This is a genomic window from bacterium (assembly GCA_037128595.1).
Taxonomy (GTDB): domain Bacteria; phylum Verrucomicrobiota; class Kiritimatiellia; order CAIKKV01; family CAITUY01; genus JAABPW01.
Genome location: JBAXWB010000017.1, coordinates 30,153 through 53,612 on the forward strand (window position 1 = coordinate 30,153; position 23,460 = coordinate 53,612).

Consider the following 23,460-nt stretch of genomic DNA (forward strand, 5'->3'; position numbering starts at 1 on the left):
GAACCCTCGTTGCTGGGCCGGCGCCGGAACGGGAATGAGTGCTGCGGGGCCTAGAGGAAAAAACGCCCCTTCAGTTGTCTGTGCAACTGTCGGTCAAAGGCGACGCCACCGTGTTTGATCCGGTTACCGGGCAGGCCAGCGCCTGGGATCCGCAACAGGTCCGGTTGGCCGGCCATGAATTGCGCGTAGTGATGATCAAGGCGCCTCTTTCGCCGTAGGGGGTAGGGTGCTGTTGCGGCCGAACCATGCAAAGAAGAGGGTGCCGAGGACGCCGAAGCCGAAAGCGACCTTGAGGTTCAGTTCCGGTGACACTTGCCACAGGAGCGCCCCGCCAAAGGCGGCAAACGCGACCAGCACGTCGCGAATGAGATAGTACAGTCCGAACATCGACGCCTTGCGTCCCTCCGGGGCCAGATCCATGATCAACGCCTTGCGGGTCGGTTCGCCGAATTCCTTAAGCCCGCGGAGCACAAACGCCGCCACCAGGGGCCCCAGTGATTGCGCCTGCATCAGTGCCAATGGGAAGCAGCTGAAAAACATAAATGTCACCAGCACGAACGGTTTTTTCCCAAAGCGGTCGGCCATATAGGCCACGGGGACGTAGACCAGCACGGCGGTGATATTCTCGATGGCGGATAGCCAGCCGAACGTCAGTTCCGAGACGGGATGCAATATGGTGCGGGTGGCCCAGATGACTACGAACGCGTCCGGGATGCGTTCGCAGAAGCGGATGAGGATATCCGACCAGAGCAGATGCCTCAGACTGACCGGCATTTCACGCCACAAGTGCAAGGGATTGGCCTCGGCCGCTTGGGTATTCTTGGAGTCATCGGTAATCATCAGTTGTTGCAACACGGAGGCGGCCAGGGCGAATCCCAGCGCCAGGATGAACGCCGCCCGAACGCCCTGCTCAACGCCCCAGAGCGCAATGCAGGTGCCGCCCACGACCGGCCCCAGCATCTTGGGGGCCCGCCTTACCAGCGCCAGCACCGAGACGCCCATGGTGCGCCGGTGTTTGGGGACGATCTTGGCCAGGAGATCCATGGTGGCCGGGAGTGAAATAGCCGACCAGGAGATGAAAAACGCCGCCCCCAGCAGCACGGCCCACCAGGATCGGATCAGGATGACACACAGGTAGCCGACCATCGAGAGGGCATTGAAGAACAGGAGTGCCCGTTTGGTGCCGAGCCGGTCGCTCAGGTAGCCGCCAGGAAAGGAGTACAGGGCGGACAGCAGATCATCCATGCCCGCCAGCAGGCCAATGGCCATCACGGCGGTTGAGCCCTGCGCCAGTTGCTGGAGATAGAGCGGCAGGAACCGCTCGGCCATGTGCTCGCCCATGCCCACCAGCACAATCACGCCCAACAGGCCGACCATGCTGCGCCGTTGGCCCAGGAAGGTTCGCAGACGGTTCCAACCGGAGGGATGGGGCGCTGGTGGATAATCTTGAATGAAGGACATACTGGGATGGCTTTATAAACTTATGTGATTTAGAGTTCAAGTACCGCATACAAGGGAGTTGTTTGATATGGTATTCAGATCAATGAGTAGTCGAGAGGGTTTATAATGCTGCATATTTATGTTGATGCTGATGCGTGTCCCGTCAAACAGGAGGTCTCCCGCGTGGCCCTGCGCTATCATCTGGATGTTACCCTGGTGGCCAACTCCTGGATGCGGATTCCTAAAGCGCGCGGACTGGTGCTCAAAGTAGTGGGGGATGGCTTTGATGAGGCCGATAATTGGATTGTGGAGCAGGTGCAATGCGATGACATTGTAATTACCTCTGATATCCCGCTGGCAGGCCGCTGCCTGAAAAAGGGGGCCTGCGTCATCGGCTCAACCGGAAAATCGTTCAAGGAGAATAGTATCGGGCAGGCGATCGCGACGCGGGCCCTCATGGCGGAACTCCGGGATGCCGGCGAGATCACCGGCGGGCCTGCGCCGATGCAGGGATGTGACCGCTCCCGGTTTCTTCAGGAACTCGACGGAGTGATCCAGACCCTCCGGCGCAAACATCCCGCCCCTCCCGTGAAAGTAAACCCCTCATGACCAAAACCGATATTCATCAACGCTTTATCGCCCGGCTCACCACCGAACTGGAATCCATTACCGCTGTGGCCAGGAAAACCTTTGCGACGGCGACGAGTGACGAGCATCGCGCGGAACATAAATATGATACCTTCAAACTCGAATCGTCTTTCCTGGCCCGGGGTCAGGCCAAGCGGGTCGAGGAGCTGGCTGACGCGCTGGAAAGCCTGCAGTTGCTCCCGATGAAGGAGATGGACCATACCACGCCCATCCAGCTCAGCGCCCTCGTCCGCCTTAAGGCCAGTGATGGCGGTTCCCGCGTTCTGTTTGTCTGTGCCGCCGCTGGCGGGGAAACCATCGTGGCCGACGGTGAAGAGATCACCATTGTGACCTCCCGCTCGCCGCTAGGGCAGGCGGTGCTTGGAAAAAAGACCGGTGATACCTTTGTGATGAAGATCGGTAGCACGAAGCATACTTATAAAGTGGTGTCTGTGGAATGACGCCGGGAGGAACGATGACCCCTTCAGGACATGGGCGGGCGGATCTGGTAAGGCTCTTTGTGGCCTTGGACTTGAATGAGGCGGTCCGGCAGGCGATTGCGGACGAGCAGGCCCGGCTGAAAAAGGTGACGGCCGGGGTGAAGTGGGTGCCGCCGGAGCTTATTCATCTCACCCTGGTTTTTCTGGGTGATGTATTTGCGGAGCAGGTGGAGGGGATTGTCCGTGTACTCGATACGGCAGCGGGGGCCAGTCCGGCCTTCCCCATGGAAATAGCCGGCTTGGGTTTCTTTGGGCCCCGCCATTGTCCGCGCGTGATCTGGGCGGGGGTAGGGAAGGGCGCGGATCAGGTGGTGACCCTCGCGGCCCGGATCAGTACGGGTTTGCGGGGCCTGAACCTGTCGCTCGAATCCCGGCCATTCCACCCTCATTTAACCCTTGGTCGTGTCAAATCCGCGCGCGAAGCGGAGGGAATTGAGGAGGCCCTGAGCCGGTCCGGCGCAGCCAGATATGGCGAGGTCGCCGTGGACGGGGTTCTGCTCATGCGCAGTGAATTGCTTCCTCAAGGCCCCGTCTATCGCGTGATGCACAAGGCGTCGCTCTTACCGCACGACCCGCCCTGAGGCATTGCCCTGCATCAGGGTCATGACCTCTTTGAGCTGGACGAAGTTATAATCACCGGCAATCGAATGCTTGAGGCAACTGGCCGCGGTGGCGAACGCAATCGCCTTTTCAGGTTCCTGCAGGTCGGCGCTGTTCAAGGCGTAAATGAGGCCGGCCGAGAAGGAGTCGCCGCCACCGACCCGGTCCACAATATCCGTGATCTGATACGGGGCATACGCCAGAGCTGAATCAAGCGGGGCGAAAAACGCACGGCGGGAGCCGGTTGCGTACAGCATGGCGCCCCAGTTGTTGTGGCTGGCCGATACACTCTCCCGTAAGGTAATGGCAATGTATTTGGCCTGAGGGAATTCCCTGGCCATTTTCTCCGCCACTTCCTCGTAGGATTTGACATCGACAAGGCCCTTGTCGACCGACGAATGACCGGCGTTGATCCCGAAGACGTCCAGGGCGTCCTCCTCATTTCCCACGATGACATCCACATACTTGACGATCCGGGACATGCAGTCGTTGGCCAGCTGATTTGCGGTTTTGGACGGATCCCATTTCCAGAGTTTTTTTCGGAAATTAAGATCGCAGGACACCGTGATTTTCTTTTCCTGGGCTTTCTCCGCAATCGCCAGGGTGCTGAGAAAGGCCTTTTCGCTCAGGGCGGGCGTGATGCCGGAGAGATGCAGCCACTTCGTATTCTCCAGGATACTGTCCCAGTCATAGTCCCCGGGCGCGGTCTGGGAGATGGCGGAATATTCACGGTCATACACCACATTGGACGGACGTTGGTTGGCTCCGGCCTCGACATAATAGATTCCGAACCGGCCGGATTTTTTTAACAGGATCTTCGAGGTGTCCACCCCGAGCCCGCGCAGTTGAAAGATAAATGCCTCCGAGACCGGGTTGTCCGGAATGGCCGTGACGTAGCGCGATGTCTCGCCCAGTAATGCCAGCGAGGCGCAGACATTGGCCTCGCCTCCGCCAAACGTGGCCTTGATCGATCCGGGCAACGACTGGAGCAGACGCAGGTGTCCTTCCGGGGCCAGGCGCAACATGACTTCTCCAAATCCAACAATGTTTTTCGTGCTTTTCATTGGCTGAACTCCTCTTTGAAAATTTCGGGTAATTTTGCATATGAACACGTGATGCACAAGAAAACGCTTGAACTATTTTCGGGCTTTCCGCATACGTACAGGATTTGCGGAAATCCTGATAACCAAGTACAATGTAATTTTCACAGCGGTGTGTGGTGGATCAGTTATGAATAAATTGAAACAATCAATGAGGCGGATGCTTTTCCATGTCGTTCTGCCCTATGTCCTGTTTGCCAGTTTGTGGATAATTTTATCCGATAGCCTGCTCGCGGCGCTGGTGACGGATCCTGCCCTCATCACCCAGTTGTCCATTTTCAAAGGACTGGCGTTTGTCCTTGTCACGGGAACCCTGTTATATGTCCTGTTGCGTATCGAGGTGTGGGCGCGTAACCGGGCCGAGGAAGAGCGGGCCGCGATGCAGGGCAAACTGGTTCAAGCTCAGAAGCTGGAGGCGATCGGGACCCTTGCCAGCGGGGTGGCACACGAGATTAACAACCCGATCATGGGCATCACGGGGTATGCAAAGATGATCCTGGAGACTGTTGAGCCCGGAAGCCCGGCGGCCGAACAGGCGAATGGGATTGTCAATGCGGCTGATCGTGTGGCCACCATCACCCGGAAGTTGCTTTCATTCGCCCGGCTTGACAAGCAGCCGTCCCAGCTCGCCCGCATGTGCGATGTGGTCGGTGATACGCTGTCATTGATTCAAGCCGTGTTGAGACATGACCAGATCACGCTGGAGGTGGCAGTCCCTGAAGATCTGCCCGGACTGTCATGCCGTAGCCAACAGATTCAGCAGGTGATCATGAATCTGCTGACCAATGCACGTGACGTGCTGAATGAGAGATATCCCGGGTATGACGAAAATAAAAAGGTTATTATCTCGGCCAGGGCGATCAGTAGCACGGAAAGTAAGCTGATGAAATTGGATGGCGTCACGCCTTGGTCCTGTGTGAGGCTGACGGTCGAAGATCACGGCATGGGCATTCCGGAATCGTTGCGCGACCGTATCATCGATCCCTTTTTTACAACCAAATCCTACGGCAAGGGAACAGGACTCGGGTTGTCGATCAGCCACACCATCGTTAAAGAGCATGGCGGCTTGTTGTGGTTTGAGAGCGTTGTCGGCCAGGGAACCAAGTTCCACGTGGATTTACCGGTCGATTAACTTTTGAAAAACAGGGGGTAAAGATTTATGAAACTATTCGTTCCCGGCCGGATTTGTCTGTTTGGTGAACACTCTGACTGGGCGGGCAGTTATCGCCGCATCAATGGTGAACTCGAAAAAGGGTACACAATCATTACCGGGACCAATCAGGGGCTGTATGCCACGGTTAAACCCCACCCGAATAAACTAGTCCTCAAGACCACCTTGAGCGATGGGACGCCCTTCGGCCCGTATGAGATTCCGATGGATCGTGAGGCGTTGCTAGCCGAGGCGCAGAAGGGCAGTTTTTTCAGTTATGCTGCAGGCGTTGCTTACCAGGTCTTGACTCATTACCGGGTGCGGGGCCTGGAAATTGATAATTACCTCACCGATCTGCCGATCAAGAAGGGCCTGTCATCCAGCGCCGCCGTGTGCGTGCTGGTGGCCCGCGCCTTTAACCGGATCTACGATCTCAAGATGACGGTCCGGGGCGAAATGGAGTATGCCTATCTGGGTGAAATCACCACCCCGTCCCGGTGCGGGCGCATGGATCAGGGGTGCGCCTACGGAAGCCGGCCGATTATGATGAGCTATGATGGCGACCGGGTTGACGTCTCGGAACTCGCCACGCCCAAGGATCTGTATTTTGTGATCGTTGACCTTCACGCCAGCAAGGATACCCGCGAAATATTAAATCATTTGAATCATTGTTATCCCTTCGCGGAAGATGAGATTCAAAAAGGGGTCCAGAAGTACCTTGGCCCCGTATGTGCCGCGATCACCCATCGTGCCGCGCAGGCCATCCGGAACGGAGATGCCCCTCTGATCGGGGAACTCATGAGGGAGGCCCAGTCCGAATTTGATAAATACTGTATTCCCGCCTGCCCCTCGCAGTTGACCTCGCCGGTCCTTCACAAAGTGCTGAACTATGGCCCATTGCAGTCCCTCGTCCTGGGGGGGAAGGGCGTGGGGTCCCAGGGCGATGGTACGGCCCAGTTTATTGTCAAGGACCAGGAGACGCAGGAAAAAGTGATTCAGATCCTTGAGCGGGATCTCAAGATGAGCGGGCTCCGGCTCGTGCTCCAGAGCGGGCGGCGGATTCGTAAGGCCGTCATCCCGGCCGCCGGGTTTGGTACCCGGATGTTCCCGGCCACCAAGGCGCTCAAGAAAGAGCTGTTCCCCATCATGGACCGGCAGGGGCGGATGAAGCCCGCCATCCAGATTATCGTTGAGGAAGCTGTACAGTCCGGGGTTGAGGAGATCGGACTGATCGTCCAGAGCCGGGACAAAGAGGTATTTGAGGACTTCTTTTACTCCCCTCCTCCCATCGAGAATTTCAACAAGCTCTCCAAGGAGAATCAGGAATATAGTCAGTATCTGCTGGAAGTGGGGCGACACGTTAAATTGTTGTCCCAGGATACGCAGGAAGGCTTTGGACATGCCGTTCATTGCTCCCGGGAATTTGTCGGCGAGGAACCCTTCCTGCTGATGCTGGGCGATCATCTCTATGCGTCCGCACTCGACCGGTCCTGTGCCGGACAATTGATGGATGTGTATGAGAAAACCGGCATGAGCGTGGTTGGGCTGAAGGCGATGCCGGCTGATCAGGTAAAGCATTTCGGCTGTGTGACGGGAATGTGGCAGAAGGAAGGGGAAATCCTGGACATCACGGAGTTTGCCGAGAAGCCCGATGTCGAATATGCTCGCACCAACCTCAAGGTGGATGGCCTGGAGGAAGATACCTTTCTGACCGTGTTCGGCCTCTATATTCTCAAGCCCCAGATATTTCATCTGCTTGAGGAGAATATCCGGAACAATATCCGCGAGCGGGGCGAGTTCCAGCTGACCTCATGCCTGGATGAATTGCGTAAGCTCGACGGGTTCGTCGGGTGTGTCGTCAAGGGGCGCCGATTCGATATCGGCCTTCCCGAGGCCTACCGGCAGACCCTGATTGATTTCCCCAATGCGTGATTATTCTGCCTCTCTGAGTTGTGGGGCGGATGTCCCCATCCGCCTGTCTGCGGAGCCATCTGGCACCAAGGCGGATGGGGACATCCGCCCCACACCGAGAGCCAAAACACAGAGATACGCCCGCGTTGACTCATGTCTTGCGGTGAGGTAGAGTGCCTGCCTGTCTCCGCCGCACGCGGAGGGCTGGAGGTCTACTGATGGCAACAACAATTCAGGTTAAACTGGCGGAGCGTTCCTATCCCATCCATATTGGCCGGGGGCTGTCCTTGGTCTCAACCCTGGGCGAGCAACCGGGGACCCGCGTCTTGATGATCTCAGATACCCATGTGGATGCGCTTCACGGCCAGGCGGTTTGTGCGCAACTCGAGGGCAGGGGGATGACCTGCTTGCGCGCGGTGGTCCCGGCTGGAGAGGAAACCAAATCCCTGAAGTGGGTTGAGTTTTTATATGAGAAGGCGGCCTCCGCCGGACTGGACCGGAATGCCATCATCGTGGCCCTCGGCGGCGGGATGGTGGGGGATCTGGCCGGTTTTGTGGCGGCTACTTATTTGCGAGGGGTGCGGTTTGTCCAAATCCCGACCTCGTTGCTGGCACTGGTCGATAGTTCCGTGGGCGGCAAGACCGGGGTGAATCTGGCGCAAGGCAAAAATCTGGTGGGCGCTTTCTATCAACCCATTGAGGTGGATGCCGATCTGGACCTGCTGAAGACTCTTCCGCAACGGGAATATGTGTCCGGTCTGGCCGAAGTGGTGAAGTATGGGGTTATTTGGGACGCCTCCTTTTTTCATCTGCTCGAAAAAAACACCAATGAATTGCTCAGGCGCGACCCGGGTCTGCTGGAATCCGTCATCGCGCGGTGTTGCGAAATCAAGGCGGAGGTGGTGGCCATGGATGAACGTGAAATCGGTCCTCGTGCGATCCTGAATTTCGGCCATACCCTCGGCCACGCCCTGGAGAAGGCGGGCGGGTATGGACGCTGGCTGCATGGTGAGGCGGTGGCCATGGGAATGCATTATGCCGCCCACCTGTCTGTCAGGGTCGAGGGGTTTGCGCATACGGATGCCGCCCGGGTCTCTACCTTGCTTCAGTCGTTAGGCCTCCCGATCCACCCTGAAGGGGATGCCAGCCCCGCTTGGGGAACCTTGCGTGACGCCATGTTGTCGGATAAAAAGACGCTGAAAAAACGGCCCCGTTTTGTGTTATCCCGGAAACTGGGCGCGGCCGTGGTGGGGTGTGAGGTGGATGAGTCCGTCCTCGAGGAGGTTTGGAATGTCTGCGGTAAATGAACAGATTGTCCGCGAATATTTCGAGCATCTGGGCTTCCTGGTTAACCAGCCCTGTAAATATGTCTCGGTGGGGCGTAATAAACGGATTGAAGAGGAACTCGACCTGCTTGTGACCCATCCTCAAGTGTTAGAGCATGTGTTGCCCACGGACATCATCTGGACCAGCGCCCATCTTAAAACCATTCGCCGGGCCGTGGTAGGAGTACGGGGTGGTCATTCCGAACGGTTTTATTCAGGAACCTATGAACAGGCGCCTGAAATTTTGCGCTATGCCGAGCGGTCCGCGCGGTTGGCGGGCGCGGCACGGCTGGGCGGGGAGCCGCTGGCCGTTATTCTCTGCATCCCGGAACTGCCCGTTTCAGAGGAACTTCAGGCGAAAACCCTGCAGGGCTTGCGGGAGCGGGGGGTGGATGGCGTGCTCTCGTTCCGGACCATGTTGCTGGAACTGGTATCGGCCGTGCGGGTCAACCGGAATTACGAAAAATCGGACCTGCTCCAGATCCTGCGCATCCTCAAGGCGTATAACATCGTCAAGGACCCACAACTTGAGTTTTTTGACAAACGCGGACGAAAAGTGAAATCGAAGGTTGAGCCATGATCAAATCATTTGTATTTAATCAAACGCAGGGCCGGTTGATCAGCCAGGACCTCTCCCTTGATCTGCTCAAAGTGGTGCTGCAGGATGACGGGGTCCAATTCTGGGTGGATATCGGCGAGTGTTCCGATGAGGACGCCAAAACCGTGCTCGAAGGCGTTTTTCAATTTCATCCACTAGCGATTGAAGACTGTTTCACGCCCAGTGACCGGGCCAAGGTTGAAGAATACGAAAACTACCTTTTCCTAGTGGTTCATGCCGTCACCTACACCAATGGCGAACTGAAGGCCAATGAGCTGGATATGTTCATCGGCAAAAACTTCCTGGTGACCTATCACCGGACCCCGCTGAAGTGTGTGAATGCCACTGTGGAGCGGGTTCTTAAAAATGCCCCCACCGTCGCCCGGGCTCCGGACCGGTTGACGTACACGATCCTGGATTTTCTGTTGGAGGACTATGCGCCAGCCCTTGAGGAAATCTCCGTTGAGATCTCCGATCTCGAGAAATCCATCATGGTGAATCAGACGTCCAAGGATATTCTCGCCGATGTCATGAAGTTGAAGGGTGAAGTGCAACGGCTCAGGCAGATCGCCTGGCCGCAACGGGAAACCATCGCCCGCCTGGCGCATGCCGAGTTCAAGATTGTCCGGAGTCATATGCTGCCTTACTACCGGGACTTGCTCGATCAGCTGGTCCGGATCAGTTCGCTAGCGGAAAATGCCAGAGACTCGCTGACGGGCGTGCTCCAGGTTCATCTCAACATTCAGCAGATGCAGGTGAATCACGTGATCAAGGTGCTGACGGTGATGGCTACCCTCTGTATGCCCGCCCTCGTTTTGACGAGCTATTACGGGATGAACATCAATCATTGGCCCAGTCTGGAAAATCCCCTGGGGTGGGTCTGGGTCTGGTTTATCACGCTGCTGACGACTGGGATCCTGTATTTCTACCTGAAACGCCGGGGTTGGTGGTGAGGGGAGGTACGGGGCGATGAGAACCGAACTGCTTGCTCCTGCCGGTGATCTGGAGGCCGCTTATGCCGCCTTTCATCATGGGGCGGATGCGGTGTATCTTGGCCTGCAAAGGTTTTCCGCCCGTGCCGAGGCCGCCAATTTTTCACCCGAAGACCTGAGTGAGATTGTCGGGTTTGCCCATGCGGCCTCACCCCGGCGCTCTGTCTTTGTGGCCTTCAATACGCTGGTTCAGGATCATGAATTGGATGAAGCCATTGAGACGCTGGCGTTACTGGATGCCACCGGTGTGGATGCGGTGATTGTCCAGGATCTGGGTATCGCCCGTCTGGCCCGTACGTATTTCCCCCGGCTGGAATTGCACGCCAGCACGCAGCTGGTGATCCACAATGTGGCCGGGGCCATTGCGGCGCGCGAGCTGGGCTTCCTCCGGGTGACCCTGGCCCGTGAGTTGACGCTGAAAGAGATGGCCGCCATTGTCCGTGAAAGCGGACTGGATGTGGAGGTGTTCATTCATGGGGCCCTGTGTTACTCCTATAGCGGACTCTGCCTCTATTCCTCGATGCTGCGCGGGCGGAGTGGTAACCGGGGGCGGTGCGCCTATCCCTGTCGCGACACTTTTGGCCAGACCCAGGCCTATCCGTTTTCCATGAAAGATCTGGCCCTGACCGGAGATGTCCTGAAGTTGCGTGAGGCCGGGGTGTTCAGTTTCAAGATTGAGGGGCGCAAGAAAAGTGCTTTGTATGTTGCGGCCGTGACTCAATATTACCGGAAGTTGCTGGAGGGCCGGCTCTCCCTGCTCGAGAAGCGGGCCGCGGAGGAGGAGATCAAAACCATTTTCAGCCGTCCCTGGACTGACCTATACCTTAATTCCCCGCGCAATCGCGAGGTGACGGATAGTGAAGTGGTCGGGCACCGCGGGGCGCCCATCGGGATGGTTGAGGCCCTCGTCCGGCGGGGCGGGAGCGAATGGGTCCAGTTCACCACGCAGCGGCGCCTAGAGCGGCATGACGGGATCCAGACGGATATTCCCGGCCGGGGCCGTCCTTTCGGATTTCCCGTTGATCATTTGCGAATGATCAGTGAGCGCGGCAAGCCGCTTGAGGAGGTATTTGAAGTGCCTGCCCAGTGCCGGGTCGAAGTCGGCTTACCGCGCGAGCATCCCGAGATCAAGGCCGGGGCACCCCTGTATTGTTCCTCCTCCCAGACGGTCAAGCAGCAGTACCGCTTTACACGCCCGAAGCCCGGCTTGCACCGGGTGCGAATGGGCATGAACGTGGTGCTTAATGCCACGGCGACGGAACTTGAAGCTGTGGCCAGTCTCGGTTCCTGCGAGGGCCTCTCGGCCAAGGCCGCCATGGCGGGCCCCTTCGAGCCCAGTCGGGATGCGGAGGGGGTGACCAGAACGGCCCAGGCGGCCTTTAGCAAATTGGGTGACACGCAGTTTGAATTGGCCGACCTTCAGGTTAACAACCCCGCGGGCCTGTTCATTCCGGTGTCTGTCCTCAATCGGGTTCGTCGTGAGCTGACCTCCGCATTATCTGACGCCGTGGCGACCCATCGCCAGCAGGCTGTTAAGGCCGTCCAGGCGGCAGAGAAGCCTGTATCCGGCGCTTTCGCAGGGAAAAGCCGGGGGCTGCGTTGGTCCATTAAAACGGATCGGGTAGCCCATCTCTCTGCCTTGGAGCCTGCGGACTACCAGGATTTGGATGAGGTGGTGGTCGAGATTCAGCGCGATCCACTTCCTGAATTGATGGCCGGATTGGCGCGGTGGCGCGAACAGGTCGGAGTTGATAAAGTCAGGTTAGCCCTGCCGCCGCTGATGCGTGAATGGGAACGCCCGGACCTCGAAGAGAAGATCAGGGTGCTTCAGGCGGAGGGGTGGCCCCACTGGGAGGCGGGCGCACTCTTTGCCTGGCCGCTGTTAAACCGGTCCTGCGCAACGGCCGTGAGCCAGTCCCCCGACACCCTGCTGACCGCCGATTGGTCAGTGTATGTGACGAACCGGTCTGCGGCGCGGCAGGTCCTCTCCATGGGGGCCAGCCGGTTTACGTTCTCGCCGGACGATAGCAGTGAAAATATGCTTTCGTTGCTGAAGTCATTTGGCGAACAGGCGACGGTCATTATTTACCAGGACACCCCTTTATTCATTTCTGAAAACTGCGCCCTGGCGGCCCAGGCCCAGCGTTGTCCGGCCAGCCCGGATTGCCGGACTTCGGAGCGGGAATGGGAATCCGGCAGCGGGGAAGCGGTCCGGATGATCCAGCACGGGTGTCGCACCCTCGCCATCAATGAAGTCCCTTTTTCATTGGCAGGGCGAGTGGGGGAATTGCAAAAAGCGGGGGCCCGGTATATAAGAGCTGACTTTATCAACCGCCGCTATGAGCCCGCCATGGTGTGCGAGCGGTGGCGTGCCTTGCGGCAAGGCCACCGGGTGGCCGGGTACGAGGGTAATTATTCAAGGGGAACACGATGAAACGGCACCAGCCCAGAGGGCTTGTTATTCTACATGAAGACCGCGATATTATCGTGGTCAACAAAGTTGCAGGGTTGCTGACCATTGCCACCGATGATGAGCAGACGCGGACCGCGTATCACTTGCTGACCGACTATGTCCGCAAAGGGTGTAACAAATCGCGGGAGCGGATTTTTATTGTGCACCGGCTGGATCGCGATACCTCCGGAGTGCTGGTCTTTGCCCGAACGGAGGAAGCCAAACGCACCCTTCAGGCAAAATGGGACAAGACCGAAAAACATTATCTGGCCGTGGTTCATGGAATTCTGGACAAAAAGGAAGGAATGATTACCTCCTATCTGGCTGAAAATGCCGCGTTTCGCGTGTACTCCACCCAGAATCCGTCGCAGGGCCTGCTGTCGCACACCGCCTATCGGGTTCGCCAGGAAACCCGGACCTTCAGTTTAGTGGACATCACCCTGCTGACGGGGCGTAAGAATCAGATCCGCGTTCATTTCGCCGAGCAGGGGCATCCGATTGTGGGTGACCGGAAATACGGCCAGGAAAACGATCCCCATCGGGTATTGGCCCTGCATGCCAGATCGCTGGCCATTGACCATCCTTTCAGTGGAAAACGATTGACCTTTGAAGCCGAAGTGCCGGAGCATTTTGAGCGACTGGTCGGGCCCGGGGTTTTGACAGTGCAAAACCCTCCATTGAGGAAAAAAATGCGGGGATAGGTCTTATTAATGGAGGGCGCCGCTCGGCCGGCGCCGGGTGCAATTCGAAAAAAAGTGAGAACCTTATGAAACAGATAATCAGAGTATTCTTAGTGATGACCCTCCTGGTCGGGGGTGGGATGCAGGGCTTCGGGGCCGGGCCGGTAACCAATGTGGCGCCTCAAGCCGGCGAATGGCTCAAAAAAGCCTATATGGCCGTGGTGGAGGCCGAGCTGGCGAGGGCGGACCATTATAATACGGATGCCGCGAAGTCCTATCGGGAGGCGCTCGGATACTATTCACGGCTGACGACGGCCTATCCCGGCTGGCAGACCTCCATGATCAGTCTGCGGGTGGCAGAATGCCAGACCGCCTTGACCGAGCTGGAGCTACCGAAGGAACCGGAGGCGGCTCATGACAAAACGGGAGAGATGGGGGGCCTGGCGACCAATTCCGCGAATCGGGTGCAGGTCCTGATGGGTGAGCTTCGTGAAGTTCAGGCGGCATTGGCGCAGATAAATACCACTGAGACTGAATCCAAAGCCCGGCAGTTGCAGGCGGACCGGGACCGACTGCAAGAGGAGGTCGTTGAGGCTGCTAAAGCTAATCAGCTCATGCAACGCAAGGTTGCAAAACTGGAAGCCAAACTGGGTAAATCCGGGACCAGTACGAATGCCATGTGCCGGGCAGTGGCGGCGGCGGTGAAAACCGAGGCTAACGGCCTGATGAAAACGAATGATGTCGCGCCGGCAATCGCCTTGTTGACGGAGGCGATCGAACTGATGCCGTCCGAAACGGATCTCGTTGTTTTGCTCGCGGTGGCCGATTGCCGGGCGGGCCGGTTTGATCAGGCTGTCAAACTCATGATGCCATTTGATGTCTGGAGAGCTAAAAACGCGGACGCCCTGTTGACGCTGGGGACTGCCTATATGGGCCTGGGCGAAATTGGAAAGGCCCGTGACGCCATGGAGAAGGTGCTCGCGATCAAGCCGGATTCCGCCGAAGCCCATTATAATCTGGCCCAGATCTTGATCACCATTGCGCCCCCGGACATCACCCTTTCCCAGGAGCATTACCAGCGCGCCATTGAGCTGGGCTGTTCCGTGGACCTGGATTATGAGAATGCGTTGCGGACGGCCATGATTATCCAGAAAATGAAGAAAAAGCTCGGTGCGGATAAAAACCGGACGACCACGCGCGCCTCCAAATCGGATGTCGTCACTCCGGGGGCAAAGACCGGTACTCCTTGAGTTTGCGCTGGAGGGTGCGCCGGCTGATGCCCAGTTGCTCTGAGGCCAGGGTCCGGTTGCCATTATTTTTCTTCAGTGCCGCATAAATCATGAGGCGTTCCCCTTCGGCCATGGAGGCCGGGGCGGAACGGGTGTGCTCGCCTTTGAGCCCATGCGCCAACTCCGGCGCCTCCCCCTGGACTGCGGATTTGATGGAGTGGGGGAGATCCCGCACCGTCAGACGGGGTGCCCGTGCCAGAACGACCATGCGCTCAATCACGTTGCGGAATTCCCGCACATTCCCCGGCCAGGCATAGGCGGTCAGCATATCCATGGCTTCGGGCGTGATGTCTTCAATCTGCTTATTGTTTTTGGAATTGAATTCCTTGAGGAAGTGAGCGAAGAGCAGGGGAATATCATCCGCGCGTTTCCGCAGGGGGGGGAGGGTGATGGACACGACATCCAACCGGAAAAACAGGTCATCGCGGAAGGTTTTGGCCTTTATCATCGCGCCCAGATCGGCGTTGGTGGCGGCAATCAGGCGGATATCCACATCCAGGGTCTGGTGGCCGCCCACCCGCTCAAACTGGCGCTCTTCAAGGATGCGTAGCAGTTTGACCTGGATAGTGGTGGGGATTTCTGAAATTTCATCGAGGAACAAGGTCCCGCCATCCGCCATCTCGAAGCGTCCGCGCCGCCGTTCCGCCGCCCCGGTGAAGGCCCCTTTTTCATGTCCGAACAACTCGCTCTCCATCAGGGTGGGGGCCAATGCGGCACAGTGCACGGGGATAAAGGGCCCTTTGGACCGGCTGCTCAATTGATGGATGGCATGGGCCACCAACTCCTTGCCCGTCCCGCTTTCGCCTTGAATCAGAATGGTCGCCTGTGAAGGGGCGGCCTGCTTGATGACGTCAAAGATTTCCTGGATCGCCGCGGACTGGCCCACAATGTTTTCAAGACCGAACCGGCTGTCCAGTTGGGCCCGCAGGTTCAGGTTTTCACTTTCCACCTCATGCGTGCGCAGGGCGCGCTTGATCAGCAGGTCGAGATGATCCAGATTGACCGGCTTGGTCAGGAAATCATAAGCCCCCAGCTTGATGGCCTCAACGGCCGTCTCCACATTGCCGTAGGCGGTGAGCATGATGACGATGGGCGGGTTGCTGCGGGCCGTGATGCGCGGCAGGAGCGTCATGCCGTCCATCCCCGACATGCGGATATCGCTCAGGACAATGTCCACCGTGCGCTCATCAAGCAGCGGTAGCGCCTTTTCGGCACTATCGGCCAGAACGACCTCATAAAGCCCCTGCAGGGCCCGCTTCAGGCCCTCCCGCGTGTTTTTGTCGTCATCCACGATCAGTACGGTGCGGCGCGGGGTCATAGGGATTCCTCATGAGACGATTTTGAACGGTTATGCGGTTTCAGAAGGCGGACGCGCCGTTCCTCCAACGGCAGGAACAGGGTGAAAGTGGTCCCTACACCCGGTTCGCTGTGGACATCCATGCGGCCACCATGATCCTGGATAATCCGTTGAACGATCATCAGGCCGATCCCGGATCCCTTGGATTTGGTGGTGTAATAAGGTTCGAAAATGTGGCCGATATCCTCTGGGGAGATCCCGGACCCATTATCCCGGAAGGCCAATGCCAGGAAGCGGTCCGAGGCGGCGGCAGTAATCCGGAGGAGTCCGCCATCCGGCATCGCCTGCAGGGCATTTTTGACAATATTGAAGAAGGCCTGCTTGATCTGGTCTTTATCCACCTGGATGGCCGGCAGATCCGTCGGGAGCTCCAGTTCAACATGGGCGCCCCGGTTTTCAATTTCCTGCTTCAGCAGGGCGAGGGTTTCCTTGATGATCGTAGATACCTGATTTTTGACCAGATTGGGCTTTGAGGGCCGGATGGCCTTGAGGAATTGGGTAATGATCAGATCCAGGCGGGTGACCTCATTGCGGGCGACGTCCACCAGTTCAAGCAGATTGGCCCGGTTGCCATGACTGTTTTTTTTCAGTTCCCGGTCAAGCAACTGGAGATGGATGTTCAGCGCATTCAGGGGATTGCCGATCTCATGGGCGACTCCGGCGGCCAGCAGGCGCACGGCATTGAGCCGCTCCGATTCCACCAGAGAGGCTTCCTGGGCACGGTCACGGGTCACATCACGCAAGATGATGACCGCCCCTTTTTCGTTACTCTCGACGGCGGAAAGGGGGACTACATAGAAATTCAGGACGCGGGGTTCGGGGTAACGCACTTCAATCTGGTGGCTGCTGAGCTTGGTCCATTCGCCGGTATCCAGGTTCAGGATCCGGTTCCAGTCGATTTCCCTCAGGAACTTGCTCATCGGCTTCCCAATGGCCGTGGTGTGGTTAAATCCGATAAATTCCCCAGCAGCCCGATTGGTGTAGGTAATGGTCCCTTTGCCGTCGAGCACCACGACTCCTTCCTGAATCGACTGGAAAATCGTCTCCAACAACCCCTTTTCCTTGGCCAACCGCAGGAAATGAGTCTGAACACTTTCCGGGTCAAGCCGATCCAGTCGCGAAATGAGTTTTTCTAAAAATCCAGCTTTCATGGTCTATTCTGTCGCAGTGTCAAATTGGCGCTCATGCTAGCAAATCTACCTCGTCTTTACCTCAATTTTTTAAGATCGGACTTCAATGGTGGGAAGTCGCCGAGGAATTCGGCCTGACGGGGTCGTGCCCGGGCCACCAGGGCTTCTGTTTTCTGCAACAGTTGTTCCCGCTCCACCGGGTTAGTCGCACTGAGGGCGGTGGTATAATAATACGAGGCAAGGTTGTAGAAGGTGTCGGGCGTGGTTTCCGGGCGGAGGAGTTCGGGGGTCCACAAGGTTTCCGCATTGCGCCACGTGGGGAGCGCTTTGGTCTGACACCATATGTTGACTGAACAGAAGAGCAGGAGCAGGCTGGCGGTTATCCACGCCAGCGGCCGGGCGCCCTGTCGCCAGGAGTCCGCAGTCACGGTCGCCAGTAGGGCCACCACGCAGACTGCGGCGAAATAGAGATAACGGGCGGCCACCCAGATCCCGGTGTAATGGAGATTCATGTACGGGAGCATCAGCACGAAAAAAGAGAGGAAATAAAAGGCAAGATCACGCCTTTTATGGAGCAGCACGGGGATGAAGGTGATCAGGCTGAGCCAGATGGCCAAGGCCGCGGCCACATGGCGAAATGCGAAATGGGTCAGATTACCCGGCCAGAGGGGGATCACCGGCATATTCCACGGAGCCACCAGGAGCTGCAGGTCTCGAAGCCAGGCGAGGGGATTGAGCACCAGCAGGGTGGCAATCTGCTGAAGGGGGGCGGCCGCATTACCCCGGTCATAGGCCCCGAAGTCAGTCAGTACCCCGCAATACCAGTGGCTGACAATCAGACTGACGATCAGATGCGGCAGAATGCCCGCTAGCGCCTTCGGAATGCGGTGCCAGGGGAATGGACTGCCAGAGGGTTCCTCACCCCTTAAGGCCGGCTGGAGGAGGGCAAGTAAAAAGAGGACGCCAGGGAAGACCACGGCGCTGATTTTCGAGAACAGCGCCAGGGTTAAGGCGAGCAGCGACGCGGTGTACCAGCCGTATCGGGCGCGGGGGGCACGGGCATCGAGGGCGCGGCTGTGGCAGAATCGTAGTAGATGAATTCAAAATTCGCACTGGGCAGGTAGAGCAGGAAGGCTGCCCCGAAGAGGACCAGTAGTGTCAGCCAGTTCCGAAGGCCCGTGTCGGCAAACGCACTTTTTAAGCGAGTGGATATCCCTGAAATCATTCCCGCACACTACCAACGATGGGCGCCTTTGAAAAGAAGCCAGAATTCAGGCACTTGTGTATTATGAAAAGTTTGATACATATACATGCCGCAACCCGCCCGGGTGGCGAAATGGCAGACGCAAGGGACTTAAAATCCCTTATCCGCAAGGGTGTGTGGGTTCGAGTCCCACCCCGGGCAATCCCTTTAAAACCACGTATTAATCAATGTTTACAGGTTTGCTGTGATTATACGCTTGTTCCTAATTGTCCCCTTCGGTTCCTTTCGGTTTCATCCCTCAGAATTACATGCAGGGGGCCAGGTTCGTTGGAAAAAAACCGAAGCGCTTCGGTTTTTTTGGGCTTGGACCCCGCCGTTCTGTATCGCCTCGCGGCGTTGCCTGACGAGAAGGCCGCCACACTCACTCCCGATACGCTGCTGGCCTCATCCGATTTTGAAGCCGCGCATGGAAATGGAGCCGAGGACGACTTTTTCTGTAAAAAACGTCAGTGACTCATTCTTGTCCTGAAGCCCCAAGGTATACAGCATGGGGAGATAATGCTCGTTGGTGGGGATGGCCAGCGCGGCCTGGGATCCCAGGCGGTCATAATGAATCAGCGCGTTATGATCCTGTTTTTCTATCAGCGTCTTCGCGGTTGCATCAAATTCCACCGCCCAGTCGTAGGGCTTGTCCGACCACTGCAGCATGCCCAGATTATGGACTATGTTTCCGCTGCCGATGATCATTAGCCCTCTCTCGCGTAATGGAGCAAGCTCGCGGCCGAGCTCGTAATGCCGGCGGGGTGGAAGTTTGCGATCAAGGCTGAGCTGGAAGACCGGCACGTCCGCGGCGGGAAACATGCGGCACAGTACGGACCATGTTCCATGATCCAGCCCCCAGGTCAGGTCCGGCTCGACATGGACCGAATGGATCGTTTCGCAGGTGGTCTGTGCCCACGCGGGGGAGCCATCGGCCGGGTATTGTTTGTTATAAAGCTCGGAGGGGAATCCCCCGAAGTCGTGGATGGTTTTAGGTTTGGGCATGGCGGTCACCCGGGTGCCATCCGTTTCCCAGTGCGCGGAGATGCAAAGGATCGCGCGGGGCCGTGGCGGTGCCGATCCCAGAACCGCCCACGCGCGGCTGAATTCATTGTCCTCGATCGCATTCATGGGACTGCCATGGCCGGCAAAAAGCACCGGCATTTTAGGAGTGGGTCCATCCTCTTTTTTCAGTATCTGTCCCAAGGTCTTTACAGTTGTCATACCAATGCACCCCAGTGTCAGGCATTTTAGAAACATACGGCGGTTCAGTAAGTCCCCGTCAGGCCTCTCGGACTTGGCAGGTGCTGGAGAATCTTTAACCATATTTTTGACAATGCCTGATGCCTGTTAGGTTGTCGATGGCATTATTGTGATATAGCGATTGTATTGGTCCACTTTATTGGTTACTTTTTTACCCCATGAAACCGGCTGATCATGAATTGTTGATATTTGATGGCGCTACGGGCACCCAGCTTCAGGGGAAGACGATTCCCGCTTCTGCCTGGGAAGGCAAAGAGGGCTGTAACGAGTTCCTGAATCTCTCCGCTCCCGACATCATTACGGGACTGCATCAGGAATTCCTGGATGCCGGCGCGCAGGTCGTCGAAACGAATACGTTCGGCGCTTCGCGCATCGTGCTGGATGAATATGGCATCGGGGACCGTACCGCTGAAATCAACGCCGCCGCCGTCGTCAATGCGCGCAAGGCGATTGCCGGGCGGCCCGGCCGCTATGTCTGTGGGTCGCTGGGCCCCACCACCAAGTTGCCATCCCTGGGCCATATTTCGCCGGACGCCTTGAATGCCGCCTATCGCGAACAGTTGACGGCCCTGGTTGAGGCCGGTGTGGATCTCCTGTTACTCGAAACCTGTCAGGATCTGTTCCAGATCAAGCTGGCGCTGATTACCTGCTTTGAGACCCTGGAACATCTGGTCCGGGAGGTGCCGGTCATGGTGTCGGCGACGCTGGAACGAACCGGAACCATGCTGGTGGGCACGGACATTGCCGCGGCGGCGGTGACACTCGAGCCGTTCCCGCTCTTCTCGTTCGGGCTCAATTGCGCGACCGGGCCGGCTGACATGGTTTCGCATATACATTACCTTCAACATCAGTGGCCGGGTCGCATCTCCGTGATGCCGAACCAGGGCCTTCCTGAAATTGTGAACGGACAGACCGCCTATCGCCTTCAACCCGCTGAGTTTGCCCGGCAGATGCGGGTGTTCGTGGCCGATTATGGCGTCAGCATTGTGGGGGGCTGTTGTGGAACGACGCCGGCGCATATCCGCGCCCTGGCCGAGGCCGTGCGGGATGTTCATCCGGCAGCAAGGACGGTGGACTCATGAAGCCGGCGTTAGCGAGTCTTTATCAGGCGGTGGATCTGCGGCAGGAGATCCCCCCGTTGCTGATCGGCGAGCGCATGAATACCAATGGCTCGAAGCGTTTCCGTGAATTGTTGCTGGCCGATGATTTCCAGGGCTGTGTCGAAGTCGGGCTGGAGCAGGAAAAACGGGGCGCCCACATTCTGGACCTTTGCGTGGCGTATGCGGGGCGTGACGAGAAGGCCGATATGCTCGAAATGGTGGGGCGGCTCAGGGGGACGGTTAAACTGCCGTTACTGATTGACTCCACCACACCGGATGTCATTGAAGCCGCATTGCGCATTTATCCCGGACGGTGCATGGTTAATTCCATCAACCTTGAGGACGGCGGCAAAGCCATCCGCAAGGTGTGCGCCCTGCTCAAGAAATACGGGGCTTCCACCGTGGCCCTTACGATTGGCCCGAAGGGGATGGCCATGACGGCTGCCGACAAGGTCATCATCGCGCGGCAGATTCATGATGTGGCCGTGGGTGAATTCGGGTTGCGGCCCCAGGATTTATTGTTTGATGCGCTGACCTTCACCATCGGGGCAGGGGATGAAACGCTGCGGGATGCGGCCATCCAGACGCTGGACGGGATCCGGGGCATCAAGGCCGCGCTGCCGGGGGTGGGCTGTGTGCTGGGCTTGAGCAACATCTCGTTCGGGCTCGCGCCGGCCAGCCGGAAAGTCCTTAACTCGGTTTTCTTGCACGAGGCGGTCCTGGCCGGACTGGATGCGGCGATTGTGGACCCCGGCAACATTTTGCCACTGGCCCGGATTGGCGCCATTGAGCGTGAGCTCTGCCTGGATCTGCTCTACAACCGTCAGAAGGATCCGCTGCGCACCCCGCTGATGCTTTTCATTGATCACTTCCAACGTCTGTCCGGGAGTGAAGTGAAGTCTGATAAAAAGGCTGAGGATGAGCATCGTCCCGCCGACCAGGCCTTGACAGCGCGCATTGTGGAAGGCTCCAAGGAGGGGTTGGAGGATCTTCTGGCCATCCTGCTGCTGCGGATGCCCGCCGTGGAGATCATTAACCGCATCCTGATTCCTGCGATGCGTCATGTGGGCGAATTGTTCGGACGGGGCGAGCTGCTGTTGCCGTTTGTGTTGCAAAGTGCCGAGGCCATGAAGCGGTCGGTGTCGATTCTGGAACCCCATATGCCGTTGGTACAGGAAGGCCACGCCACGCGGATCCTGCTGGCCACGGTGCAGGGGGATGTCCATGATATCGGTAAAAATCTGGTGGATATTATTCTGACGAATAACGGCTATCAGGTCTTCAACCTGGGTATCAAGGTGCCGGCCGAGACTATTATCCAGCAGGCGATTGAGAAGAAGGTTCAAGTCATTGGCCTGAGTGGACTGTTGGTGAAATCCGCGCTGGTGATGAAAGAAAGCATGCAGCAGTATCGCGAGGCCGGGCTGGGCATTCCGATCCTGCTGGGTGGTGCGGCGTTGACCAAGAAATTCGTTGCCACAGAATGCGGCCCGTCGTATGACGCTCCCGTGGTTTACTGTGCCGATGCCTTTGCCGGGCTTCAGGCGGTGCGCGATCACGAGGCCGGTAAACTCAAGGGGACCACCTTTGATACCACGGCGCCTGCCGCGTTAAAGCCCGGAGTCAAGACAGTGGACCTGGACCGGTCCAATGTGGTGCCCACCCCGCCTTTTTTCGGGTTCAAGCATGTGTCTGATATTCCGTTGTCGGCGCTATATCCCTACGTCAATACCCAGGCGCTGTTCCGCGGACGCTGGGGGTATCGCCGGGCGAAGCTTTCGGCGGCGGAGTATGACAAGCTGATTGCCGACAAGGTGCAGCCCCTGTATGAGCGGCTGGTTCGGGAAAGTGCGACGGAGGGATGGCTTAAGCCGCAGGCGGCCTATGGCTATTTCCACTGCTTCAGTCGAGGAAATGAGCTGATTGTCCGCGACGAGAACCGGGAGTTCTTATTTGGCTTTCCCCGGCAGGGCGAGGCGCCCAACCTCTGTATTGCCGATTATTTCAAGACGGAAGCCGAGGGGGGCGATCTGGTCGGCTTTTTTGTGGTCACCATGGGGGGCGCGATCGCCGAGAAGACACGCCTACTCTATGAGTCCAATCAATATCACGATTACCTCATGATTCATGCCTTTGGGGTGGAGTTGACGGATGCCCTGGCGGAATACTGGCATACGGTGATGCGGCGTGAACTCGGGATTGCGGGCCGGGAACCGACGGATACCTCAGGGTTTGTCACCCAGGAGTATCAGGGCTCCCGCTACGGCTTCGGCTATCCCGCCTGCCCGGATATGGAGGCGCATAAGCCGGTGTTCGCCTTGCTGCATCCCGAGGCACTTGGGTTGGGCCTTACTGAGAATATGCAAATGACGCCCGAGTTCAGCACTTCTGCGCTCATTGCCCATCATCCCCAGGCAAAATATTTTGCCGTCTAGGAGCCATTATGACCATCCCCACGCAACGTTATATTTGCACCCACTGCGGTTATATCTATGATCCGGCCAAAGGCGACCCGATGAATGAGATTCTCCCCGGAGTCGCCTTCGAGGATCTCCCGGAAGAATGGGTTTGCCCCATCTGTTACGTAACCAGAGACAATTTCGACCCGCTGGATTAGGACGCCTGCGGCGACCTGGTGATCCGGTATGAGTGATTGGTTATTTGGAACTTTCCAATAACACGTAACCATTAACCAATAACTTA

At 57.6% G+C, this 23,460-nt stretch carries 21 protein-coding genes and 1 tRNA gene; 16 read left to right on the top strand and 6 right to left on the bottom strand.

From position 1 onward, the window contains the following. Nucleotides 1-38: 38 nt before the first annotated feature. Nucleotides 39-218: a hypothetical protein gene (locus tag WCS52_11530; protein MEI6167817.1), complete on the top strand. Its 180-nt coding sequence runs from the start codon at nt 39-41 to the stop codon at nt 216-218. On the opposite strand, the gene WCS52_11535 is transcribed toward WCS52_11530, so the two are convergent. Next, nucleotides 196-1,461, bottom strand: a complete 1,266-nt coding sequence (locus tag WCS52_11535) for an MFS transporter (protein ID MEI6167818.1) — start codon at nt 1,459-1,461, stop codon at nt 196-198. The two genes, WCS52_11530 and WCS52_11535, sit on opposite strands and share 23 nt — an antisense overlap. A 105-nt stretch (nt 1,462-1,566) precedes the next feature. Here WCS52_11535 and WCS52_11540 point away from each other — a divergent pair, with 105 nt between their 5' ends. The 3 genes from WCS52_11540 to thpR are packed head-to-tail and all read left to right on the top strand — an operon-like array spanning nt 1,567 to nt 3,148. Then, on the top strand, nt 1,567-2,049 hold the full coding sequence (locus WCS52_11540) for a YaiI/YqxD family protein (GenBank protein ID MEI6167819.1): 483 nt from the start codon (nt 1,567-1,569) through the stop codon (nt 2,047-2,049). Continuing rightward, the gene (locus WCS52_11545) at nt 2,046-2,528 is read left to right on the top strand and encodes a GreA/GreB family elongation factor (protein ID MEI6167820.1); all 483 of its coding nucleotides are present in this window, start codon (nt 2,046-2,048) and stop codon (nt 2,526-2,528) included. The genes WCS52_11540 and WCS52_11545 overlap by 4 nt, the downstream gene beginning before the upstream one ends. Before the next feature lie 14 nt (nt 2,529-2,542). Then, on the top strand, nt 2,543-3,148 hold the full coding sequence (gene thpR, locus WCS52_11550) for an RNA 2',3'-cyclic phosphodiesterase (GenBank protein MEI6167821.1): 606 nt from the start codon (nt 2,543-2,545) through the stop codon (nt 3,146-3,148). On the opposite strand, the gene WCS52_11555 is transcribed toward thpR, so the two are convergent. Continuing rightward, nucleotides 3,128-4,231, bottom strand: coding sequence for a sugar kinase (locus WCS52_11555; protein ID MEI6167822.1), 1,104 nt, complete (start codon nt 4,229-4,231; stop codon nt 3,128-3,130). The genes thpR and WCS52_11555 overlap by 21 nt on opposite strands. Nucleotides 4,232-4,397: 166 nt before the next feature. Between WCS52_11555 and WCS52_11560 the strand changes: the two genes are divergently transcribed. The 8 genes from WCS52_11560 to WCS52_11595 all read left to right on the top strand — a co-directional run bounded on the left by WCS52_11560 (nt 4,398) and on the right by WCS52_11595 (nt 14,625). Then, nucleotides 4,398-5,399 carry an ATP-binding protein gene (locus WCS52_11560; GenBank protein MEI6167823.1) on the top strand — a complete coding sequence of 334 codons (1,002 nt, stop codon included), beginning with the start codon at nt 4,398-4,400 and terminating at the stop codon, nt 5,397-5,399. A gap of 27 nt (nt 5,400-5,426) precedes the next feature. Next, the gene (locus tag WCS52_11565; GenBank protein MEI6167824.1) at nt 5,427-7,349 is read left to right on the top strand and encodes a sugar phosphate nucleotidyltransferase; all 1,923 of its coding nucleotides are present in this window, start codon (nt 5,427-5,429) and stop codon (nt 7,347-7,349) included. A 197-nt stretch (nt 7,350-7,546) separates the two neighbouring features. Next, nucleotides 7,547-8,635 (top strand): 3-dehydroquinate synthase, encoded by a 1,089-nt coding sequence (aroB, locus tag WCS52_11570; GenBank protein ID MEI6167825.1) that lies wholly within the window; start codon nt 7,547-7,549, stop codon nt 8,633-8,635. Further along, on the top strand, nt 8,619-9,233 hold the full coding sequence (locus tag WCS52_11575) for a hypothetical protein (protein ID MEI6167826.1): 615 nt from the start codon (nt 8,619-8,621) through the stop codon (nt 9,231-9,233). Before aroB ends, WCS52_11575 begins: the two co-directional genes overlap by 17 nt. Beyond that, a complete protein-coding gene (corA, locus tag WCS52_11580) occupies nt 9,230-10,204 on the top strand; it encodes a magnesium/cobalt transporter CorA (protein ID MEI6167827.1) in 975 nt (324 codons plus the stop codon). The genes WCS52_11575 and corA overlap by 4 nt, the downstream gene beginning before the upstream one ends. Before the next feature lie 16 nt (nt 10,205-10,220). Next, nucleotides 10,221-12,677 carry a U32 family peptidase gene (locus WCS52_11585; protein ID MEI6167828.1) on the top strand — a complete coding sequence of 819 codons (2,457 nt, stop codon included), beginning with the start codon at nt 10,221-10,223 and terminating at the stop codon, nt 12,675-12,677. Further along, nucleotides 12,674-13,396: an RluA family pseudouridine synthase gene (locus tag WCS52_11590; GenBank protein MEI6167829.1), complete on the top strand. Its 723-nt coding sequence runs from the start codon at nt 12,674-12,676 to the stop codon at nt 13,394-13,396. The genes WCS52_11585 and WCS52_11590 overlap by 4 nt, the downstream gene beginning before the upstream one ends. A gap of 65 nt (nt 13,397-13,461) precedes the next feature. Continuing rightward, nucleotides 13,462-14,625, top strand: a complete 1,164-nt coding sequence (locus WCS52_11595; GenBank protein ID MEI6167830.1) for a tetratricopeptide repeat protein — start codon at nt 13,462-13,464, stop codon at nt 14,623-14,625. Here WCS52_11595 and WCS52_11600 read toward each other — a convergent pair. The 3 genes from WCS52_11600 to WCS52_11610 are packed head-to-tail and all read right to left on the bottom strand — an operon-like array spanning nt 14,594 to nt 18,128. After that, complete coding sequence (locus WCS52_11600) at nt 14,594-15,982, bottom strand: sigma-54 dependent transcriptional regulator (GenBank protein ID MEI6167831.1); 1,389 nt, start codon at nt 15,980-15,982, stop codon at nt 14,594-14,596. The two genes, WCS52_11595 and WCS52_11600, sit on opposite strands and share 32 nt — an antisense overlap. Next, nucleotides 15,979-17,172, bottom strand: coding sequence for an ATP-binding protein (locus WCS52_11605; GenBank protein ID MEI6167832.1), 1,194 nt, complete (start codon nt 17,170-17,172; stop codon nt 15,979-15,981). Before WCS52_11605 ends, WCS52_11600 begins: the two co-directional genes overlap by 4 nt. A 56-nt stretch (nt 17,173-17,228) precedes the next feature. Then, a complete protein-coding gene (locus tag WCS52_11610; protein MEI6167833.1) occupies nt 17,229-18,128 on the bottom strand; it encodes a hypothetical protein in 900 nt (299 codons plus the stop codon). A 345-nt stretch (nt 18,129-18,473) separates the two neighbouring features. On the opposite strand from WCS52_11610, the gene WCS52_11615 reads away from it, so the two are divergent. After that, a tRNA-Leu gene (locus WCS52_11615) sits at nt 18,474-18,556 on the top strand. Nucleotides 18,557-18,799: 243 nt separating this feature from the next. Here the strand turns inward: WCS52_11615 and ygiD are convergent. After that, a complete protein-coding gene (gene ygiD, locus WCS52_11620; protein ID MEI6167834.1) occupies nt 18,800-19,618 on the bottom strand; it encodes a 4,5-DOPA dioxygenase extradiol in 819 nt (272 codons plus the stop codon). A gap of 197 nt (nt 19,619-19,815) precedes the next feature. On the opposite strand from ygiD, the gene WCS52_11625 reads away from it, so the two are divergent. From WCS52_11625 to WCS52_11635, 3 genes are read left to right on the top strand one after another with little or no spacing between them, the layout of a single operon-like run. After that, complete coding sequence (locus WCS52_11625) at nt 19,816-20,739, top strand: homocysteine S-methyltransferase family protein (protein ID MEI6167835.1); 924 nt, start codon at nt 19,816-19,818, stop codon at nt 20,737-20,739. Then, a complete protein-coding gene (locus WCS52_11630) occupies nt 20,736-23,192 on the top strand; it encodes a vitamin B12 dependent-methionine synthase activation domain-containing protein (GenBank protein ID MEI6167836.1) in 2,457 nt (818 codons plus the stop codon). Before WCS52_11625 ends, WCS52_11630 begins: the two co-directional genes overlap by 4 nt. 8 nt (nt 23,193-23,200) lie before the next feature. Further along, nucleotides 23,201-23,374, top strand: a complete 174-nt coding sequence (locus WCS52_11635; protein MEI6167837.1) for a rubredoxin — start codon at nt 23,201-23,203, stop codon at nt 23,372-23,374. The last annotated feature ends 86 nt before the right edge of the window (nt 23,375-23,460 follow it).

Bases quoted from the DNA above. Each gene is read 5' to 3' on its own strand.
- WCS52_11565 (MEI6167824.1), top strand. From the start codon at position 5,427: ATGAAACTATTCGTTCCCGGCCGGATTTGTCTGTTTGGTGAACACTCT.
- WCS52_11600 (MEI6167831.1), bottom strand. From the start codon at position 15,982: ATGACCCCGCGCCGCACCGTACTGATCGTGGATGACGACAAAAACACG.
- WCS52_11540 (MEI6167819.1), top strand. From the start codon at position 1,567: ATGCTGCATATTTATGTTGATGCTGATGCGTGTCCCGTCAAACAGGAG.
- WCS52_11575 (MEI6167826.1), top strand. From the start codon at position 8,619: ATGTCTGCGGTAAATGAACAGATTGTCCGCGAATATTTCGAGCATCTG.
- WCS52_11605 (MEI6167832.1), bottom strand. From the start codon at position 17,172: ATGAAAGCTGGATTTTTAGAAAAACTCATTTCGCGACTGGATCGGCTT.
- WCS52_11625 (MEI6167835.1), top strand. From the start codon at position 19,816: ATGAAACCGGCTGATCATGAATTGTTGATATTTGATGGCGCTACGGGC.
- WCS52_11595 (MEI6167830.1), top strand. From the start codon at position 13,462: ATGAAACAGATAATCAGAGTATTCTTAGTGATGACCCTCCTGGTCGGG.
- WCS52_11535 (MEI6167818.1), bottom strand. From the start codon at position 1,461: ATGTCCTTCATTCAAGATTATCCACCAGCGCCCCATCCCTCCGGTTGG.
- ygiD (MEI6167834.1), bottom strand. From the start codon at position 19,618: ATGACAACTGTAAAGACCTTGGGACAGATACTGAAAAAAGAGGATGGA.
- WCS52_11585 (MEI6167828.1), top strand. From the start codon at position 10,221: ATGAGAACCGAACTGCTTGCTCCTGCCGGTGATCTGGAGGCCGCTTAT.
- WCS52_11590 (MEI6167829.1), top strand. From the start codon at position 12,674: ATGAAACGGCACCAGCCCAGAGGGCTTGTTATTCTACATGAAGACCGC.
- thpR (MEI6167821.1), top strand. From the start codon at position 2,543: ATGACCCCTTCAGGACATGGGCGGGCGGATCTGGTAAGGCTCTTTGTG.
- WCS52_11555 (MEI6167822.1), bottom strand. From the start codon at position 4,231: ATGAAAAGCACGAAAAACATTGTTGGATTTGGAGAAGTCATGTTGCGC.
- WCS52_11635 (MEI6167837.1), top strand. From the start codon at position 23,201: ATGACCATCCCCACGCAACGTTATATTTGCACCCACTGCGGTTATATC.
- aroB (MEI6167825.1), top strand. From the start codon at position 7,547: ATGGCAACAACAATTCAGGTTAAACTGGCGGAGCGTTCCTATCCCATC.
- WCS52_11545 (MEI6167820.1), top strand. From the start codon at position 2,046: ATGACCAAAACCGATATTCATCAACGCTTTATCGCCCGGCTCACCACC.
- corA (MEI6167827.1), top strand. From the start codon at position 9,230: ATGATCAAATCATTTGTATTTAATCAAACGCAGGGCCGGTTGATCAGC.
- WCS52_11560 (MEI6167823.1), top strand. From the start codon at position 4,398: ATGAATAAATTGAAACAATCAATGAGGCGGATGCTTTTCCATGTCGTT.
- WCS52_11630 (MEI6167836.1), top strand. From the start codon at position 20,736: ATGAAGCCGGCGTTAGCGAGTCTTTATCAGGCGGTGGATCTGCGGCAG.